We start from the raw sequence: 18,404 nt of genomic DNA on the forward strand, positions 1-18,404 counted from the left end.
ATGACGACCGACACGACTGCCCAGGACCGTGAGCTGCTCTCGGTCGCCATGGTGACCCTCGGGTGCGCCCGCAACGAGGTCGACTCCGAGGAGCTGGCGGGACGGCTCGAGAGCGGCGGCTTCCTCCTGGTCGCCGACCCCGCGGACGCCGACACGGTCGTGGTCAACACCTGCGGGTTCGTCGAGTCGGCGAAGAAGGACTCGGTCGACACGCTCCTCGACGCCGCGGACCTGAAGTCGACCGGCCGCACCCAGGCCGTCGTCGCGGTCGGCTGCATGGCGGAGAGGTACGGCAAGGAGCTCGCGGAGTCGCTGCCCGAGGCCGACGCGGTGCTCGGCTTCGACGACTACCCCGACATCGCCGCGCGGCTGCGGTCGATCGTCGCGGGTGAGGCCCACCAGGCCCACACTCCGCAGGATCGGCGCAGGCTGCTCCCGATCACCCCCGTCGAGCGTGCGCTGTCCACCGCGCCGGTGCCCGGGCACGCGTCGGGTCCAGCGAGCCTGCGTCGCCGACTCGACTCCGGCCCGACCGCCTCGCTGAAGCTCGCGAGCGGCTGCGACCGGCGCTGCTCCTTCTGCGCGATCCCGTCCTTCCGCGGCTCGTTCGTGAGCCGTCGGCCCTCGGACGTGCTGCAGGAGGCGCGCTGGCTGGGGGAGAACGGCGCGCGCGAGCTGTTCCTCGTGAGCGAGAACTCCACGTCGTACGGCAAGGACCTCGGCGACCTGCGCCTGCTCGAGATCCTGCTGCCCGAGCTGGCCTCGGTCGACGGCGTCGACCGGGTGCGGGTCTCCTACCTGCAGCCGGCGGAGACCCGCCCGGGGCTGATCGAGGCGATCGCGACGACGCCCGGCGTCACGCCGTACTTCGACCTGTCCTTCCAGCACGCCAGCGCCGAGGTGCTGCGCCGAATGCGTCGCTTCGGCGACCCCGACAGCTTCCTGGCGCTGCTCGACCAGATCCGCGCCCTCGCCCCGGAGGCCGGTGTCCGCAGCAACGTGATCGTCGGGTTCCCCGGCGAGACCGAGGACGACCTGCAGACGCTGTGCGACTTCCTGGTCGCCGCGCGGCTCGACGTCACCGGCGTCTTCGGCTACTCCGACGAGGACGGCACCGAGGCCGCGACGTACGACGCCAAGCTGGACGACGACGAGGTCCGTCGCCGCGCCGAGCACGTGACGGCGCTCGTGGAGGAGCTGACCAGTCAGCGGGCGGCCGAGCGCGTCGGCGAGACGGTCCAGGTCCTGGTCGAGAGCGTGGACGGGACCGTCGAGGGGCGGGCGGAGCACCAGGGCCCGGAGGTCGACGGCTCGACGTACCTGCTCGGCCGCACCGCGCAGGTGGGCGACCTGGTCCGCGCGGTCGTGGTCGAGTCCGAGGGCGCGGACCTCTACGCTCAGGCACTGTGAACACCCCACGAAAAGGCTCGCTTCGCTCGCTTTCCGCGGGGACCCCGGCATGAGCGAGGCCGCCCGGACGCAGCCCAGCAACTGGAACGTCCCCAACGTGCTGACGACGCTGCGGATCGTGCTCGTGCCGTTCTTCGCGTGGGCGCTCCTCGTCGACGACGGCGAGTCGATCACCTGGCGATGCGTGGCGTTCGCGATCTTCGTCGTCGCGATGATCACCGACAAGATCGACGGCGACCTCGCCCGCAAGCACAACCTGATCACGAACTTCGGCAAGATCGCCGACCCGATCGCCGACAAGGCGATCACCGGCATGGCGTTCATCGGCCTCTCGGTCGTCGGCGACGTCTGGTGGTGGGTCACGATCGTGGTGCTCGTGCGGGAGTGGAGCGTCACCCTGCTGCGGCTGTCGATCCTCAAGCGCATCGTCATCGCCGCGGCCGACCTCGGTAAGCTCAAGACCACCTTCCAGGCCGTCGCGCTCGCGACGCTCTGCCTGCCGCTGCGCGACCCCGACCTGGCCTCGTGGATGGAGGTGCCCGGGGAGGTGTTCTTCTACCTCGCCCAGGCGTGCCTGGCCATCGCAGTGGCTCTCACGCTCTGGTCGGGCTGGGAGTTCTACCGCGACGTGTGGAAGCAGCGGTCGACGCTGCGCTCGTGAGGGATCCGGGGCAGGATCACGCACTTTTTCGCCAGGAACTCCTCAACATCGCGTAATCGATGCCGATCTGTCACCGTTTGTTCCGCGGATTTGTTGCGCGAAGTGGAGGGTTCGGGTTTAGGTTTCCCGTCACCACGCTCCGCGCCGGAAGGCTTCCCGACGGCGCCGGTGGTTGCCGCCCACCGCCTCACGTTCGGAGAACGCCCCACATGTCTGGTTCCCGGAAGCGACTCGCCAGGGGCGCTGCCCTCGCCGTCGTCGCCAGTGGTCTGCTCCTCGTCCCCTCCGCTCCCGCGAGCGCCGTCACCGGCGTCTTCGTCAGCGAGATCCACTACGACAACCAGGGCACCGACAGCGGTGAGTTCGTCGAGGTGACCGCGCCGGCCGGCACCGACCTCGCCGGCTACCAGGTCGTCCTCTACAACGGCAGCAACGGCACCACCTACGACACCGACGCGCTGACCGGTGTCGTCACCGACCAGCAGGAGGGCTGGGGCACGGCCGTCCTCGACTACCCCTCGAACGGGATCCAGAACGGCGATCCCGACGGCGTGGCGCTGGTGAACGGCAGCGGCACGGTGGTGGAGTTCCTCTCCTACGACGGCGACCTGACCGCGACGAACGGTCCGGCCAACGGCCAGACCGCCACCGACATCGGAGTCGGCCAGACGAACTCGACCCCGGTCGGGCTGACCCTGCAGCGGCAGGCCGACGGCAGCTGGACCGGGCCCGCGGAGAGCACGAAGGGCGCCCCCAACGGCTACACGGCCGGTGATCCGGAGCCGACGGAGCTGGAGGCGGCCGCGCCGGCGGACCAGAGCGTCGAGGTCGACCTCCCGATCGCGGCGATCACCCTGACGGCCAGCGGCGGCACCGCGCCGTACACCTGGACGTCGACGGCGCTCCCGGAGGGCCTCGAGCTCGACGCGGCCGGCGGGGAGATCACCGGCACCCCGACGACCGTCGGCAGCACCGAGGTGACCGCCACCGTGACCGACTCCGCCAGCCCGGCGGCCTCCGTGGACGTGACGTTCGCGATCACGGTCACCGCCGCCCCCAGCGTGCGCGCGATCGCCGAGGTGCAGGGCACGGGCGCGCGCTCGCCGTTCGCCCCCGAGTCGGGCAACGGGCAGGGCGCCGAGGTGGTCACCGTGCGGGGCGTCGTCACGGCGATGTACCGCACCGGCGGACTCAACGGCATGTACGTGCAGACCGAGGGCACCGGCGGCGACGCCGAGGACACGACCCCCGGCGCGTCCGACGCGATCTTCGTCTATGGCGGCTCGAGCATGGGCGGCATCCCGTCCGGCATCGGCATCGGTGACTCGGTCCGGGTGAGCGGCCGGGTCAGCGAGTTCTACGACTCCACGCAGATCACGCCCGCCGGCGACGGCAGCGGGGTCCTCGAGCTCGCGAGCCCGCTGGCCGCGGTCGAGCCGCTGGCCGTCGCCTACCCGACGACCGACGCAGCACGGGAGGCCCTCGAGGGCACGCTCCTCGCGCCGACCGGCGAGTTCGTCGTGAGCAACTCCTACAGCACCAACCAGTACGCCGAGGTGGGGCTCGCCGCGACCGTCGAGGGCGTCTCGGGACCGCTGAAGCAGCCGACCGAGTACGTCGTGCCGAGCGACGACGCGGGGATCGCGGCCATCAAGGCCGAGAACCACGCCCGCGGCGTGGTGCTCGACGACGGCGCCTCCGTCAACTACATGGGCAACCAGGCCACCAAGGCGCTCCCGCTGCCCTACCTGACCAACGCCGACAACAGCCCCAACCCGATCAGGGTCGGTGCCGTCGCCACGCTGCAGTCACCGGTGGTCCTGGAGTGGCGCAACGACGTCTGGAAGTTCCAGCCGCGGTCGCAGGTGACGACCGACGGCGCCGACGTCGTGACGTTCACCGACACCCGCACCGGCAACCTGGTGCCCCAGGACGTCGGGGGCGACCTCGAGATCGCGACCTTCAACGTCCTCAACTACTTCAACACGACCGGCGAGGCCTACGTCGCGGCCGGCCCGCAGCAGGACCCGCCGGTCGACACGCACTGCACGTACTACACCGACCGGCAGAGCAACCGGATCGGCAACAACCAGTGCGGCACGCGTGGCCCCGGCATCGACCCGCCCAACGACGGTCGCGGCCCGCGTGGCGCGGCGACCGAGGCGAGCCTCGCCCGCCAGGAGGCGAAGCTGGTCCACACGATCAACGCGCTGGACGCCGACATCATCGGGCTGGAGGAGATCGAGAACTCGATCAAGCTCCCGGGCGAGGGCAACCGCGACGACGCCGTCGCGGGACTCGTCGCGATGCTCAACGACGCGACCGGTGAGCAGACCTGGGGCTACGCGAAGAGCCCGAGCGAGGCGCTGACGTCCGCGGCGATCGCGGAGCAGGACGTCATCCGCGCCGCGTTCATCTACAAGCGGGACGCGGTCGAGACCGTCGGTCAGTCCCGGATGCTCTTCGGGACGACGGAGTTCACCAACGCCCGCGAGCCGCTCGCCCAGGCGTTCAAGGCGAAGGGCGCTCCCGACAGCGACGCGTTCGCCGTCATCGTCAACCACTTCAAGTCCAAGGGCGACAACCAGTCCCCGGCGCCGCCGGCGACCGGTGACAACGCCAACGACACCGAGACCGGCGTCGGCGCCTTCAACGGCGACCGCACGCGCCAGGCGCAGCGCCTGGTGCAGTTCGCCGAGGACTTCGCCGCGGAGCGCGGGACCGAGGCGGTCTTCCTCGCCGGCGACTTCAACTCCTACACGATGGAGGACCCGATCAAGGTCCTGGAGGGCGGCGGCTTCGAGCTCATCGAGTCCGACGACCCGAGCGAGGAGTCCTACTCCTTCTCCGGGCTCTCCGGCTCCCTCGACCACGTGCTCGGCAACGCGGCCGCCATGGAGATGGTCCGCGGGGCCGACATCTGGGAGATCAACGCCAACGAGTCCGTGGCCTTCCAGTACAGCCGCTACAACTACAACGTCACCGACTTCTGGCAGCCGAACCTGCCGTTCGCGACGTCCGACCACAACCCCGAGATCGTCGGCGTCGACGTCCCCGACTTCACACCCGTGACCTACGACGAGGTGCAGGTCATCGGCACCAACGACTTCCACGGACGACTGCTGCCCGACGCCGGAAACGCCGCCGGTGCGGCGCCGTTCGCGACCGCGGTGAAGGAGCTGCGCGGCGACAACCCGAACTCGATCTTCGTCGCCGCGGGCGACCTGGTCGGAGCCTCGACGTTCGAGTCCTTCATCCAGGACGACGAGCCGACGATCGAGGCCCTGAATGCGATGGGTCTCGAGGTCTCGGCCGCCGGCAACCACGAGTTCGACCGTGGGTACGCCGACCTGGCCCACCGGATCCGGGGTCTCGCCGACTGGGAGTACCTCGCGGCGAACCTCGCCTACGACGACGCGATCCCCTCCGACGACCGGCTCGCCGAGACCTGGACGAAGACGATGCCGAACGGCACGAGGATCGGCTTCGTCGGTGCGGTCACCGAGGACCTGCCCGCGCTGGTCAACCCGGCGGGCATCGAGGGCGTCACGGTCACCGACGTCGTCGACGCGACCAACGAGGCAGCGGCCGCACTGCGGTCCGGCCCGGACGCCGTCGACCTGGTCATCCTGCTCGTCCACGAGGGCGCGCCGACGACCGACTGCACGTCGGCCAGCTTCACCGACCCGGCGACGGTCTGGGGCAACATCGTCCAGAACACGTCGGCCGACGTCGACGCGATCATCTCGGGCCACACCCACCTCGCCTACAACTGCCGCTACCCGGTGGCCGGCTGGAGCGGACGCCCGGTGACGAAGCGCCCGGTCGTCTCGGCGGGTCAGTACGGCACCAACCTCAACAAGCTCGTCTTCAAGTACGACGAGGCCACGGGCGAGCTCGCGGCGGTCACGCAGGAGGTCGTCGCGGCGGCCGGCGTCGGCCACGAGCCCGACCCCGCGGTCGACACGATCGTCGAGGCGGCGAAGGCCTACGCGGCGACCGAGGGCGCGAAGGTGCTGGGCAACATGGCGGGCTCGTTCCACCGCGCGTCGTACCTGCCCGAGGGCAACCCGGCCACCGAGAACCGCGGTGGCGAGTCCACCCTCGGCAACCAGGTCGCGGAGGTGCAGCGCTGGGCGACCCAGCAGGCGGGGATCGACACCGACCTCGCCTTCATGAACCCGGGTGGCCTGCGCGCCGACATGGAGGTCAACGAGGCGGGCGAGCTCACCTTCCGCGAGGCCGCCGACGTGCAGCCCTTCGCCAACACGCTGGTGAACATGAAGCTGACCGGCGCCCAGATCGAGACCGTCCTGGAGCAGCAGTGGCAGCGCAACGCCCAGGGCGGCGTGCCGTCGCGCCCGTTCCTGCGGCTCGGCGTCTCGCAGGGCTTCACCTACACCTACGAGCAGACCCCGGTGACGATCTCGGTGCCGAACGCGGCGCCGGTCGACACGTTCCGCGGCGAGGTCACCGGCATGTGGCTCGACGGTCAGCCGATCGATCCCGACGCGCCCTACTCCGTCACGGTCAACTCCTTCCTCGGGAGCGGTGGTGACAACTTCTGGGAGCTGGCCCACGGGACCGGCAAGGTCGACACCGGCAAGGTCGACCTCGAGGCCATGGTCGACTACATGAGGCAGTACGACGCCGACGCGCCGCTCCCGGTCGACTACAGCCAGCGCGCGGTCGAGGTCACGTTCCCGGCGGACGCGCCGACGGCGTACCTCCCCGGTGCGACGGTGGCGTTCGACGTCGCGTCGTGGGCGATGTCGGCGGCCGGCGACCGGACCGACACCGCCATCCAGGTCAAGCTGGGCGACGCGGTCCTCGGAACCGCCACCGTCGACAACACGGTGGGTGGGCGGCCCTACGACGACTGGGGCACGGCCTCGGTGGCGGTCGCGCTGCCCGCGGGCGTCGACGACGGACCGGCGACGCTGACCCTCGTCGGCGAGGACACCGGCACCGAGATCGCGGTCGCGATCCGGGTCGACGACGGGGTCGATCCGGCGGCGACCGTGGCGGCGGGACCGGACCGGACGATCACCTGGGACCAGGCGGCCTCGATCCCGGTGACGGTGACCGGCAACGACGGCACGCCGACCGGCGTGGTGCGGCTGCTGGAGGGCACCACCGAGCTCGCGAGCGCGCAGCTGGCCGAGGGAGCGGCGACCCTGTCGATCGCGCCGCGGACGCTCGAGCCCGGCGCCCACGACCTGCGGGTCGTGTACGACGGTCCCGGCTACCCCTCGGCCCACGACGAGCTCGTCCTGACCGTCGACAAGGCGGCCTCCGACGTCAGCGCCGACGACGTCACGCTCACCTACGGCAGAGCGGCGACCGTCACGGTGCGGGTGCCCGCGGGCGCCACGGGGACCGTCCGCCTCCTCGACGGCACGAAGCAGCTGGCCACGGGCACCGTGTCGAACGGGACGGCCACGCTCCGGCTCCCGGCCAGGTCCATCGCCCCGGGCACGAAGACGCTCACCGCGTCGTACACCGGAGACAGCCACTTCGCCGGAGGGTCGACCACCTTCAGCGTGCAGGTCGACAAGGCCGAGTCCAGGACCTGGGCCGCGGTGATCCCGGGCCGGGTCGAGGTCAAGAAGACCCGCGCGACCGTCCTGCTCGCGGTGACCACCCCCGCGGGGGTCATCGCCACCGGACGCGTCGACGTCGCGGTCCCCGGCCAGGGCACCGAGAGGGTCACCTTGTGGGCCGGCCTCGCCGCGCTGAGGCTGGACCGCTTCACCACCCTCGGGCCGAAGCGGATCGAGATCACCTACCGCGGCAACGATGTCCTGGAGTCGAGCTCCGAGACCGTGGTGGTCGACGTCGTGAAGCCGGGTCGGCGGCGACACCGGTAGCTCCACCGACACGTCGGCCCGTTCCCGCAGGTCCGGGGGACGGGCCGACGCACATCCCGAGAAGTGTTCCTCGAGCGGGTTATCTTGCTGGCCCACCTCGGTTCTATCGAAAGGTCATTCAGTTGCCTCGCAGATCTCGGACGGCCGGGGGCGCACGTGCCCTGGTGGCCGTCTCCTCCCTGGCCTTGGTGTCCGCCGGACTCACCCTCGTCGCGGCGGCCCCGGCCCAGGCAGCAACAACGGTCGACGTGACGATCCTGGCGACCAACGACTTCCACGGTCGCATCAAGGCCAACGGCGCCGAGGCCGGCGCGGCCGCGATCGCGACGTACGTCAAGAACGAGAAGGCCACCAACCCGCACACGGTCTTCGCCGCCGCGGGTGACCTGATCGGCGCCTCGACGTTCGAGTCGTTCATCGCCCACGACAAGCCGACGATCGACGCGCTCAACGAGGCGAGGCTCGACGTCTCGGCCGTCGGCAACCACGAGTTCGACAAGGGGTACGCCGACCTCGTCAACCGGGTGATGGCGCCCTACAACGCCACCACGAACCCCGAGGGCGGCGCCGGCTGGAAGTACGTCGGCGCCAACCTGGTCGAGCCCAACGGCGCCGATGCGATCAAGGCGTCGTGGATCGCTCCCTTCGCGGACGTGAAGGTCGGGTTCATCGGCGCGGTCACCGAGCACCTGCCCGAGCTGGTCTCGCCGGCGGGGATCCAGGGCCTCCAGGTGACCGACGTCGTCAACGCCGTGAACGCCGAGGCGACGGCGATGAAGGCCGCCGGCGCCGACGCGATCGTCCTGCTCGTGCACGAGGGCGCACCGAGCACCGACTGCGCCACGATGGCCAGCAACCCCGCCTCCGACTTCGGCAGCATCGTCACGGGCGTCAGCGCCGACGTGAACGCGATCGTCTCCGGGCACACCCACCTCGCCTACTCGTGCGACCTCGCGGGCCCCGGCGGCGTGAGCCGTCCGGTGGTCTCCGCCGGCCAGTACGGCTACAACCTCAACCGGCTCGACCTGACGATCGACACCGACGCCAACGCGGTGACCGCCGTCAACGCCGCCGACACCCGGATCGTGCCGCTCACGACCAAGAGCGGCGACACCTACACGCCGATCCCGCAGACCCAGCCCGCGGACCCGGCGACCAAGGCGATCGTCGACGCGGCCGTCGCCAACGCCGAGGTCAAGGGCGCGGCGCCGCTCGGCAAGATCTCGGGGGCGCTCTACCGGGCGTCGCGTCCGGTGGCGTCCGGCACCGGCACCGAGGAGAACCGCGGCGGCGAGTCCACGCTCGGCAACCTCGTCGCCGAGGCGCAGCGCTGGGCGACCCGGTCGGCGACGACCGGATCCGCGAAGATCGCGTTCATGAACCCCGGCGGCCTCCGCGCGGACATGCTCGGCAACAACGCCGGCGGCTACCCGGCCGTGCTGACCTACAAGCAGGCCGCGAACGTCCAGCCGTTCGCCAACACGCTGGTCAACATGAAGCTGACCGGAGCGCAGCTCCGCGCGGTCCTCGAGCAGCAGTGGCAGCCCGCCGGTGCGTCGCGGCCGTTCCTGCGGCTGGGCGTCTCCCAGGGCTTCACCTACACCTACGACCCCGCGACGAAGAAGGTCACGAACATGTGGCTGAAGGGGAAGCCGGTCGCGGACGCCACGGCGTACTCCGTCACGGTGAACTCCTTCCTCGCCTCGGGTGGCGACAACTTCGCGGCGTTCAAGGACGGAACCGAGCGTCGCGACACGGGTCAGACCGACCTCGAGGGCATGGTCGCGTTCATGGACGCCAAGGGCGGCGGCAAGGGGCTGCCGGTCAGCTACAAGCAGCGGGCCGTGGGCATCACGATGCCGACCGGCGCGCCGCGCGCCTACCGCGCCGGCGACACCCTCTCGTTCAAGGTGTCGTCGCTCGCCTACACCGGGGTCGGCGACGCGCACGACAAGCGCATCGACGTCACCCTGGGCAAGAAGAAGCTCGGCAAGGCCAAGGTCGTCAACACCGTCGCTCCCGGCGCGACCGACGACGAGGCCGGCACCGCCACGGTGTCGGTCAAGGTCCCGGGCGGCGTCAAGGCCGGTGTCCAGCGGGTCAAGCTCACCGGTGGCAAGACCCGGACCGCGGTCCTGGTGCCGGTGCGCTTCAAGGGCAACCGGCTCGCGTCGACGCTCAAGGCCAAGCTGCACCCGAAGAAGGTCGTCGTGCGCAAGGGCCGGGCGAAGGTCCGGGTGCACGTGCGTGCCGGCGGCGAGCCCGCGGTCGGCAAGGTGCGGATCCGCGCCGGGCACCGTCCCTACCTCGCCAAGCTGAACAAGAAGGGGGTCGCCACCTTCCGGCTGCTGCCCTTCAAGCAGGTCGAGAAGTTGAAGGTCAAGGTCGCGTTCCTGCGCACCGACGCCCTCAAGGGTGACCGCAAGGTGCTGACCCTGCGGGTCGTCCGCCGGAGGTAGTGCCTGCGCCTGGCCGGGGGCACGGCCCCCGGTCAGGCGTCGCGGGCCTCGGCGAGGTCGGCGGCCGCGTGCACCAGCGCGAGGTGGCTGAACGCCTGCGGGAAGTTGCCGATCATGCGCCTGCCGGCGGCGTCGTACTCCTCCGAGAGGAGGCCGACGTCGTTGGCGAGGTCGCAGACCCGGTCGAAGAGCGTGGTCGCGTCGTCGAGCCGACCGGCGCGGGCGTACGCCGAGGCCAGCCAGAAGGAGCAGGCGAGGAAGGGGTGCTCGTCGCCGGCGAGACCGTCGACCCCGGTGCCCGTCCGGTAGCGGAGCACCAGCCCGTCGCGCAGCAGCTCACGCTCGACGGCGTCGATCGTGCCGAGCATCCGGGGGTCGTCGCCGGCCACGATGCCGATCGACGGCAGCACCAACAGCGCCGCGTCGACGTGGGCGGCGCCGTAGTACTGCACGAACGTGTTCCGTCGCGCGTCGAACCCGCGCTCCAGCACCTCCGCGCGCACGGTGTCGCGCAGTCGCCGCCACTCGTCGACCGGGCCGTCGAGGTCGAACTCCTCGACGGCCCGGACGGCGCGGTCGAACGCCGCCCACACCATCGCCTGGGAGTGGGTGAAGCGGCGCTGCGGCCCGCGGATCTCCCACAGCCCGTGATCCTCGTCCTGCCAACCGGTCGCGAGGTGCTCGACGAGCGTGCGCTGCAGCGCCCATGCGTCCGCGTCGGCCGCACCGGTCGCGCGGCGGGTGTGCTCGAGGCCGATCATCACCTCGCCGACGACGTCGAGCTGGCGCTGGACGGCGGCCCCGTTGCCGATGCGGACGGGCGTCGAGCCGGCGTACCCCGGCAGGTGGGGTAGCGACACCTCGGTCAGGCGGCGTCCGCCGTCCACGGCGTACACGATCTGGAGGTCGTCGGGGTCCCCGGCGACCGCGCGCAGCAGCCAGGACCGCCACAGCTGGGCCTCGGCGACCTGGCCGGCCCGGACCAGGGCTCCGATCGTCAGCGCCGCGTCGCGCAGCCAGCAGAAGCGGTAGTCCCAGTTGCGCTCCCCGCCCGGGTCCTCGGGCAGGGACGTGGTGGGCGCGGCGACGATCCCGCCGGTCTCCTCATCGGTCAGCAGCCGCAGCGTGAGCAGCGAGCGGCGCACCAGGTCGGCGCGCGGCAGGTCCTCCCGGCAGCGGGCCGACCAGCGCTCACCCTCGCGCATGGAGGAGCTGACGAAGTCGGCGTCCGGGCCGACGCCGTCGAGTGGAGCCCACGACGGCAGCCAGGTCGTCGAGAACTCCATCTCGTCGCCGGCGGTGACCTCGAACTCGTCCACGTGACGTCGGTCCTCGGCGCCGGGCAGTCGAGGGCCGCGCAGCACCAGCCGGTCCGGCCCGCCGATCGCGGTGATCACCGGCTCGTCGCGCACGGTCTCGCGGCGTACCCACGGCACGACGGCGCCGTAGTCGAGCCGCACGGTCCACTCGTGACGCAGCCGGACGGTGCCGTGTACGCCGGCCACCCGGCGCACCAGGTCGGCGCGGCCGTCGCCACGGGGCATGGAGTCGGTGATCGTGACCTCGCCGGTGGCCGTCGTGAACGTCGTCTCCAGCACGGTCGACTCGCCGAGGTAGCGGCGGCGCACGTCGTAGTCGTCGACCGGGCACAGCTGCCAGTGTCCGTGCTCGTCTCCACCGAGGAGGCCGGCGAAGCAGGCCGGGGAGTCGAACCGCGGCAGGCACAGCCAGTCGACGGAGCCGTTGCGGCCGACGAGCGCGCCGCTGCGACGATCACCCACCAGGGCGTACTCAGCGATCGGCAGCGCCATGGTTGCTGACAGTAGCGTTTGTCCCGTGACGGATCTCGCAAAGCGTGTGCATCTGATCCTCCGTGGGTCGGGGAGCACCGTGGCGACCGCGGAGTCGCTGACCGGCGGACGGCTCGCAGTGGCGCTGACCGACACGCCGGGGGCGTCCGAGACGTTCCTCGGCGGCGTCGTGACCTACGCGACCGAGCTGAAGGCGTCGATCCTCCGGGTCGACCAGCAGGTCATCGACGAGCACGGTGTGGTGTCGCCGCAGTGCGCGAAGGCGATGGCATCGGGCGTGCGCGCGCTGACGGGCGCGACGTTCGGGCTGTCCACCACGGGGGTCGCCGGCCCGTCGGAGCAGGAGGGCAAGCCGCCGGGCACGGTCTTCGTCGGCATCGCCGGACCGGGCCTGCTGGAGGTCGTCGCCCTCGAGCTCAGCGGCAAGCGGCAGCAGGTCCAGGAGCGGACCTGTCTCGAGGCACTTGCGGCGTTCGAGGAGGTCTTGCGGCGGGAATCAACACCTCTCGGGTAGCGTTGCCCCCGACAGATCTCGGTACCGGAAGGAGGACCCGCATGGTGCTGCTGCGTCGAGTGCTCGGCGACGTGCTCCGCGACCTGCGCATGCAGCGCGGCATGACGCTGCGCGAGGTCTCCGCCGAGGCCCGGGTCAGCCTGGGCTACATCTCCGAGATCGAGCGCGGCCAGAAGGAGGCATCCTCCGAGCTGCTGGCCTCCCTGTGCGCCGCGCTCGACGTGCCGCTGTCCGACCTGCTGCGCGAGGCCTCCGACCTGGTGGCCGTCGACGAGGCCGCCGCGGCCCTCACCCGGATCCCGGTCGCCGCACCGGCCGCTCCGGTCGTCACCTCCGCCGCCTGATCGGGCCTCAGGGGGGCGCAGGCTGGCAGCTCGGGCACCAGTACGCCGTCCGCTCCCGGCCCGGAGCGCCGAACGCCGTGGTGGCGACACGGGTGCCGCAGCGGCGGCAGAGGCGTTGCCGGTAGACCCACATCCGACTGGAGCGCGACCACTCCTGGTCGAGCATCTGCCCGGCCCGGCGCACCATGCGCACCAGGTCGGGCACCTCGCGGACCGGCGCGGTCGGCGGCACCCCCATCACGAAGAGGACCTCGGCGGCGTAGATCGTGCCGATGCCCGCGAGCAGGGTCTGGTCGCGCAGCGCCTCGAACACGGGCCGATCCGGCACCGTTCGCAGCCGCCGCAAGGCCTCGTCCTCGTCCCACGCCGGGCCGAGCAGGTCGGGCCCGAGGTGTCCGACCACCTCCGGCTCCCGCTCGCAGGGCACCAGCTCGACGATCCCGAGCAGGTAGCCGACCGCCGTCGCCCCCTCGGTCTCGAGCACGACCCGGATCTCGGGCGACTGCCGGTTCCACGGCTTGCCGGCCTCGAACACCCGCCACGACCCGTCCATCTTGAGGTGGGTGTGGAGGGTGAGCGGGCCGCCGGCGGCGTCGACCCGGGTCAGCAGGTGCTTGCCCCGGGACACGGTCTCGACGACGGTCGCGCCGGCCAGGTCGGCGGTGGCGTGCCGCGGGACGCGGAAGTCACTGCGCGTCAGCACCGTGCCGTCGAGCGCCTTCGCGAGGCGCCGGGCGGTGCGCCGCACGGCGTCGCCCTCAGGCACCGCCGCTCCTGAGCCGGAGGCCGCGCGGGGTCGCGACGAACCCGGCCGACTGGAGCGCGTCGCGCAGCGGCGTCGACCCGCCACCGAGGAGCTGCTCCCCGTCGGCCTTCTCGACGGTGATCCGGCCGAGCGAGCCGCGCCGGGCGGCCTCGGCGAGCGTGGCGGCCGCCGGGCCGAGCCGGTCGGGCTCGTCGGACCAGGTGAGGAGGGTGCGCCCACCGCGCTCGACGTAGAGGGTCAGTCGGCCGTCGACGAGCACGACGATCGCGCCGGCCTTGCGACCCGGACGGTGACCGCTCCCGTCGGTCGAGCTCGTCGAGGCCGGCCAGGTGAGCGCGGCGCCGTACGGGTTGGCCGGGTCGGTCGCCGCCAGGGCCACCGCGGCGGGCTTGGCGTCGGCGGGGACCTCGGAGAACGTGCGCAGCCGGTCGACCGACCCCGCCGTGCCGAACTGGGCGGCGCCCAGCCCGTCGACGAAGTAGCCGCGCCGGCACCGGCCGGACTCCTCGAACGCCGACAGCACCTTGTAGACGGCCGCGAAGCCACCCGGCAGCCGTTCGCTCGCCACGGCACCGCGGGTCACGACGCCGTGCCGGTCGAGCAGTCGCTCGGCGACCGCGTGGGCGCGCCGCGTCGGGTCGGTGTCGACCGGCGGCAGCAGCGCCCACCGTCCCGCGGTCTCGGGCGGCCCGGTGCGGATCGGCGTCCGGGCCCGGGCCCCGGTGGTGCTGGACATCCGGACCCGCGGCGGCGGGCGACGGGTGCGATGCGTGGGGGTGCCACCGCGGGTCAGCGCGCGGAGCGGGGCGAGCGTGTCGTTGCTGATGCGACCCGCCCAGACCAGGTCCCACAGCGCAGCCGAGAGCGCGGCGTCGTCGGCGGCACCCACGGAGTCGGCGAGCTGGCGGAAGAACCACGCGCCCCCGGGCGCCAGCGCGTCGAGCACCGCCTGGTGGAGCTCTCCCGGGGATCCGACGCCGTGCTCGAAGGGCTCCGGCGACGGGAGGGTGAGCGGCGCCTGGTCGGCGGTGTGCAGCGAGACCCAGCCGTCGGCGCCGGGCAGCGACGCGTGGCCGGCCCAGACGACCTCCCCGGAGGCGGTGAGCTCGTCGAGGTACGACGGCTCGTAGTCGCGCACCCGCCCGGCCAGCACCAGCGGCTCGAGGGCGGAGGCAGGGACCGCGCAGCCGGCCAGCTGGTCGATCGCGGACAGCACGCCGTCGACGCCGCGCAGCCGACCGCCGACGTGCTGCCACGCCGGGAGGAAGCGTCCGAGCGTGTCGGGCTCGACCGGCTCGATCTCCTGCCGGAGCCGCGCGAGCGAGCGGCGGCGGAGCCGGCGGAGCACCTCGGCGTCGCACCACTCGGTGCCCGAGCCGGCCGGCCGGAACTCGCCGTCGAGCACCCGTCCCTGGGCGGCCAGCCGCTGCAACGTGTGCCTGACCACGGCCGCGCCCAGCCCGAGGCGCGCGGCCACGTCGTCGGCCGTGAACGGCCCGTGGGTGCGGGCATGTCTCGCGACGAGATCGGCGAGGGGGTCGTCGACGGGCTCGGCGAACGCGTCGGGAGTGCCGGGCGGGACGGGTACGCCGAGCCCGTCGCGCAGTCGCCCGACGTCCTCGACGGCCGCCCAGCGCTCGACACCGGCCATCCGGACCTCGACGGCCCGGCGGCTGTCGGCGAGCGCGCCGAGCCACGTCGCGACGTCGCCCCCGGGTGTCGAGCGCTCCGCGACCTCGTCCGTCGAGAGAGGCCCCAGCAGCCGGAGCAGGTCGGCGACCCCCTCGGCATCGCGCGCGCGCCGGTCGTCGGCGGTGCGCTGCAGCTCGGCCTCGACCTCGGCGAGCACCTCCGGGTCGAGCAGCTCGCGCAGCTCGGCCCGGCCGAGCAGCTCGGCGAGCAGTCCCTGGTCGAGTGCGAGCGCGGCGGCCCGGCGCTCGGCGATGGGGGAGTCGCCCTCGTACATGAACTGGGCGACGTACCCGAAGAGCAGCGTGCGTGCGAACGGCGACGGCTGGTGGGTCGCCACGTCGGCCACCCGCACCTCGCGCCGCTCGATGCCGCGCATCAGGGCGGTGAGCGAGGGCAGGTCGTAGACGTCCTGGAGACACTCGCGGACGGCCTCGAGGACGATCGGGAACGACGGGTACTGCGCCGCCACCTCGAGCAGCGCCGCCGAGCGCTGGCGCTGCTGCCACAGGGGCGAGCGGCGGCCGGGATCGCGCCGAGGGAGCAGCAGCGCGCGGGCGGCGCACTCCCGGAACCGCGAGGCGAAGAGGGCCGAGCCGCCCACCTCGCGGGTGACCAGCTCGTCGATCTCGTCGGGCTCGAAGACGACGACGTCGCCCCCGGGCGGCTCCGCCTCGGTGTCGGGGACGCGGATCACGATGCCGTCGTCGGACGCGACCGCCTGGCCGTCGACGCCGTACCTCTCGCGAAGCCGCGCGTTGATCGCCAGGGCCCAGGGGGCGTGCACGGGGACGCCGTACGGCGAGTGCACGACCAGCCGCCAGTCGCCGAGCTCGTCGCGGAACCGTTCGACGACCAGGGTCTGGTCGCTCGGCAGCAGGTTGGTGGCCTCGAGCTGCTCGTGGAGGTAGCCGACCAGGTTGCCCGCGGCGTACTCGTCGAGGCCGTCGACCCGGGCCCGCCCCTCCGCGCGCTCACGAGGGAGCGCCCCGAGCTCGCGGGTGAAGGCGCCGATGGCCCGGCCGAGCTCGGCGGGGCGGCCCAGGGCGTCGCCCTTCCAGAAAGGCAGCCGTCCGGGGATGCCCGGCGCGGGCGTCACCAGCACGCGGTCGTGGGTGATGTCCTCGATCCGCCAGCTCGTGGCGCCGAGGGAGAAGATGTCGCCGACTCGGGACTCGTAGACCATCTCCTCGTCGAGCTCGCCGACTCTGCGGCCCGTGCCCTCGCCCACGAGGTAGACGCCGAAGAGTCCGCGGTCGGGGATGGTGCCGCCGCTGGTGACCGCGAGCCGCTGGGAGCCGGGGCGGCCGGTGAGAGTGCCGGAGACGCGGTCCCAGACGACGCGCGGTCGGAGCTCCGCGAACTCGTCGGAGGGATAGCGGCCGCTGAGCAGGTCGAGCGTCGCGTCGTAGGCGCTGCGCGGGAGCTGGGTGAAGGGAGCGCTGCGCTTGACGAGGTCGTAGAGCTCGTCGACGTCCCACGCCTCGAGCGCGGTGGTGGCGACGACCTGCTGGGCCAGCACGTCGAGCGGGTTGGTCGGCACACGCAGCGCCTCGATCGCCCCGGTGCGCATCCGGTCGACCGCGACCGCGGTCTGGGCGAGGTCGCCGCGGTGCTTGGGGAAGAGCACGCCCCGTGAGACCTCGCCGACCTGGTGGCCGGCCCGGCCGACGCGCTGGAGCGCGCTCGCCACGCTCGGCGGGCTCTCGATCTGGACGACCAGGTCGACCGCCCCCATGTCGATGCCGAGCTCGAGGCTGCTGGTCGCAACGACGCAGGGGAGACGGCCGCGCTTGAGGTCGTCCTCGATCAGCGCCCGCTGCTCCTTCGACACCGACCCGTGGTGCGCCTTCGCGATGACCGTCTCCGCGCTGTGGCTCTGCCCGGACTGCGCCATCAGCTGCGCCGGGGGAGCGCCCTGCTCGAGCGCGGCACCGGCGCGCTCGGTCGCGATCTCGTTGAGCCGGGCGGTGAGCCGCTCGGCGAGCCGCCGGGAGTTGGCGAAGACGATCGTGGACCGGTGCTGCTCGACGAGGTCGACGACGCGCTCCTCGACGTGCGGCCAGAGGCTCTGCGCGCGCTGCGGGTCGTCGCCGTCCTCGTCGTATCCTTCGGGCGCGGTCATGTCCTCGACGGGGACGACAACGCGCAGGTCCCACCGCTTCTCGCTGGGCGGCGCGACGATCTCCACGGGCGTGGGGCCGCCGAGGAAGCGGGCGACCTCGTCGAGCGGCCGGACCGTCGCCGAGAGGCCGATGCGCTGCGCGGGGCGTTCGAGCAGCGCGTCGAGCCGCTCCAGGCTGACCGCGAGGTGGGCGCCGCGCTTGGTGCCCGCGACCGCGTGGACCTCGTCGAGGATCACGGTCTCGACCCCGCGCAGCGACTCGCGGGCCTGGCTGGTCAGCATCAGGAACAGCGACTCGGGCGTCGTGATCAGGATGTCCGGCGGGGTCGTGACGAGCTTGCGCCGGTCGGCCGCCGGAGTGTCGCCGGATCGTACGCCGACGGTCACGTCGGGCACCGGCCTGCCGAGCCGGTCGGCGGTGTGCCGGATGCCGGCCAGCGGCGCGCGGAGGTTGCGCTCGACGTCGACGCCGAGCGCCTTGAGGGGCGAGATGTAGAGGACCCGGCAGCGGCGCTGCTTGTCCTCGGGTGGCGCGGTCGTCATCAACCGGTCGAGGCTCCACAGGAACGCGCTGAGGGTCTTGCCGGAGCCGGTCGGCGCCACGACCAGCGCATGCCGACCCGCGCCGATCGCCTCCCAGGCGCCGGCCTGCGCGGGCGTCGGCTCGGCGAACGCCGCGCCGAACCAGGTGCGGGTGGGTTCGCTGAACCCCTGGAGCGGGTCGGTCACCCGACCATCCTCGCGCACGGCACCGA

At 72.5% G+C, this 18,404-nt stretch carries 9 protein-coding genes; 6 read left to right on the plus strand and 3 right to left on the minus strand.

Going from position 1 to position 18,404, the window contains the following annotated elements:
* From rimO to PZ894_RS18210, 4 genes are all read left to right on the plus strand, one after another.
* Positions 1-1,410 carry a 30S ribosomal protein S12 methylthiotransferase RimO gene (gene rimO / locus PZ894_RS18195; protein ID WP_275746970.1) on the plus strand — a complete coding sequence of 470 codons (1,410 nt, stop codon included), beginning with the start codon at positions 1-3 and terminating at the stop codon, positions 1,408-1,410.
* 49 nt (positions 1,411-1,459) lie between these two features.
* A complete protein-coding gene (gene pgsA / locus PZ894_RS18200) occupies positions 1,460-2,071 on the plus strand; it encodes a CDP-diacylglycerol--glycerol-3-phosphate 3-phosphatidyltransferase (RefSeq protein WP_275746971.1) in 612 nt (203 codons plus the stop codon).
* Between the two features lie 209 nt (positions 2,072-2,280).
* Positions 2,281-7,941 carry an ExeM/NucH family extracellular endonuclease gene (locus PZ894_RS18205; protein ID WP_275746972.1) on the plus strand — a complete coding sequence of 1,887 codons (5,661 nt, stop codon included), beginning with the start codon at positions 2,281-2,283 and terminating at the stop codon, positions 7,939-7,941.
* Positions 7,942-8,105: 164 nt separating this feature from the next.
* Positions 8,106-10,400, plus strand: coding sequence for a bifunctional UDP-sugar hydrolase/5'-nucleotidase (locus PZ894_RS18210; protein ID WP_275746973.1), 2,295 nt, complete (start codon positions 8,106-8,108; stop codon positions 10,398-10,400).
* Between the two features lie 32 nt (positions 10,401-10,432).
* Here the strand turns inward: PZ894_RS18210 and PZ894_RS18215 are convergent, their stop codons facing one another.
* On the minus strand, positions 10,433-12,211 hold the full coding sequence (locus tag PZ894_RS18215) for a glycoside hydrolase family 15 protein (protein WP_275746974.1): 1,779 nt from the start codon (positions 12,209-12,211) through the stop codon (positions 10,433-10,435).
* A 25-nt stretch (positions 12,212-12,236) separates the two neighbouring features.
* Here PZ894_RS18215 and PZ894_RS18220 point away from each other — a divergent pair, with 25 nt between their 5' ends.
* Together PZ894_RS18220 and PZ894_RS18225 are read left to right on the plus strand one after the other, a co-directional pair.
* Complete coding sequence (locus tag PZ894_RS18220) at positions 12,237-12,725, plus strand: CinA family protein (RefSeq protein ID WP_275746976.1); 489 nt, start codon at positions 12,237-12,239, stop codon at positions 12,723-12,725.
* 41 nt (positions 12,726-12,766) lie between these two features.
* Positions 12,767-13,069: a helix-turn-helix transcriptional regulator gene (locus tag PZ894_RS18225; protein WP_275746978.1), complete on the plus strand. Its 303-nt coding sequence runs from the start codon at positions 12,767-12,769 to the stop codon at positions 13,067-13,069.
* A 7-nt stretch (positions 13,070-13,076) separates the two neighbouring features.
* Here PZ894_RS18225 and PZ894_RS18230 read toward each other — a convergent pair whose 3' ends face one another.
* Both PZ894_RS18230 and PZ894_RS18235 read right to left on the minus strand, forming a co-directional pair.
* Positions 13,077-13,835 (minus strand): DNA-formamidopyrimidine glycosylase family protein, encoded by a 759-nt coding sequence (locus tag PZ894_RS18230; RefSeq protein WP_275746979.1) that lies wholly within the window; start codon positions 13,833-13,835, stop codon positions 13,077-13,079.
* Positions 13,828-18,378 carry an ATP-dependent helicase gene (locus PZ894_RS18235; protein ID WP_275746981.1) on the minus strand — a complete coding sequence of 1,517 codons (4,551 nt, stop codon included), beginning with the start codon at positions 18,376-18,378 and terminating at the stop codon, positions 13,828-13,830. Before PZ894_RS18235 ends, PZ894_RS18230 begins: the two co-directional genes overlap by 8 nt.
* Between the last annotated feature and the right edge of the window lie 26 nt (positions 18,379-18,404).

The organism is Nocardioides sp. YIM 152315 (assembly GCF_029210375.1).
In the GTDB taxonomy this organism is placed as follows: Bacteria; Actinomycetota; Actinomycetes; order Propionibacteriales; family Nocardioidaceae; genus Nocardioides.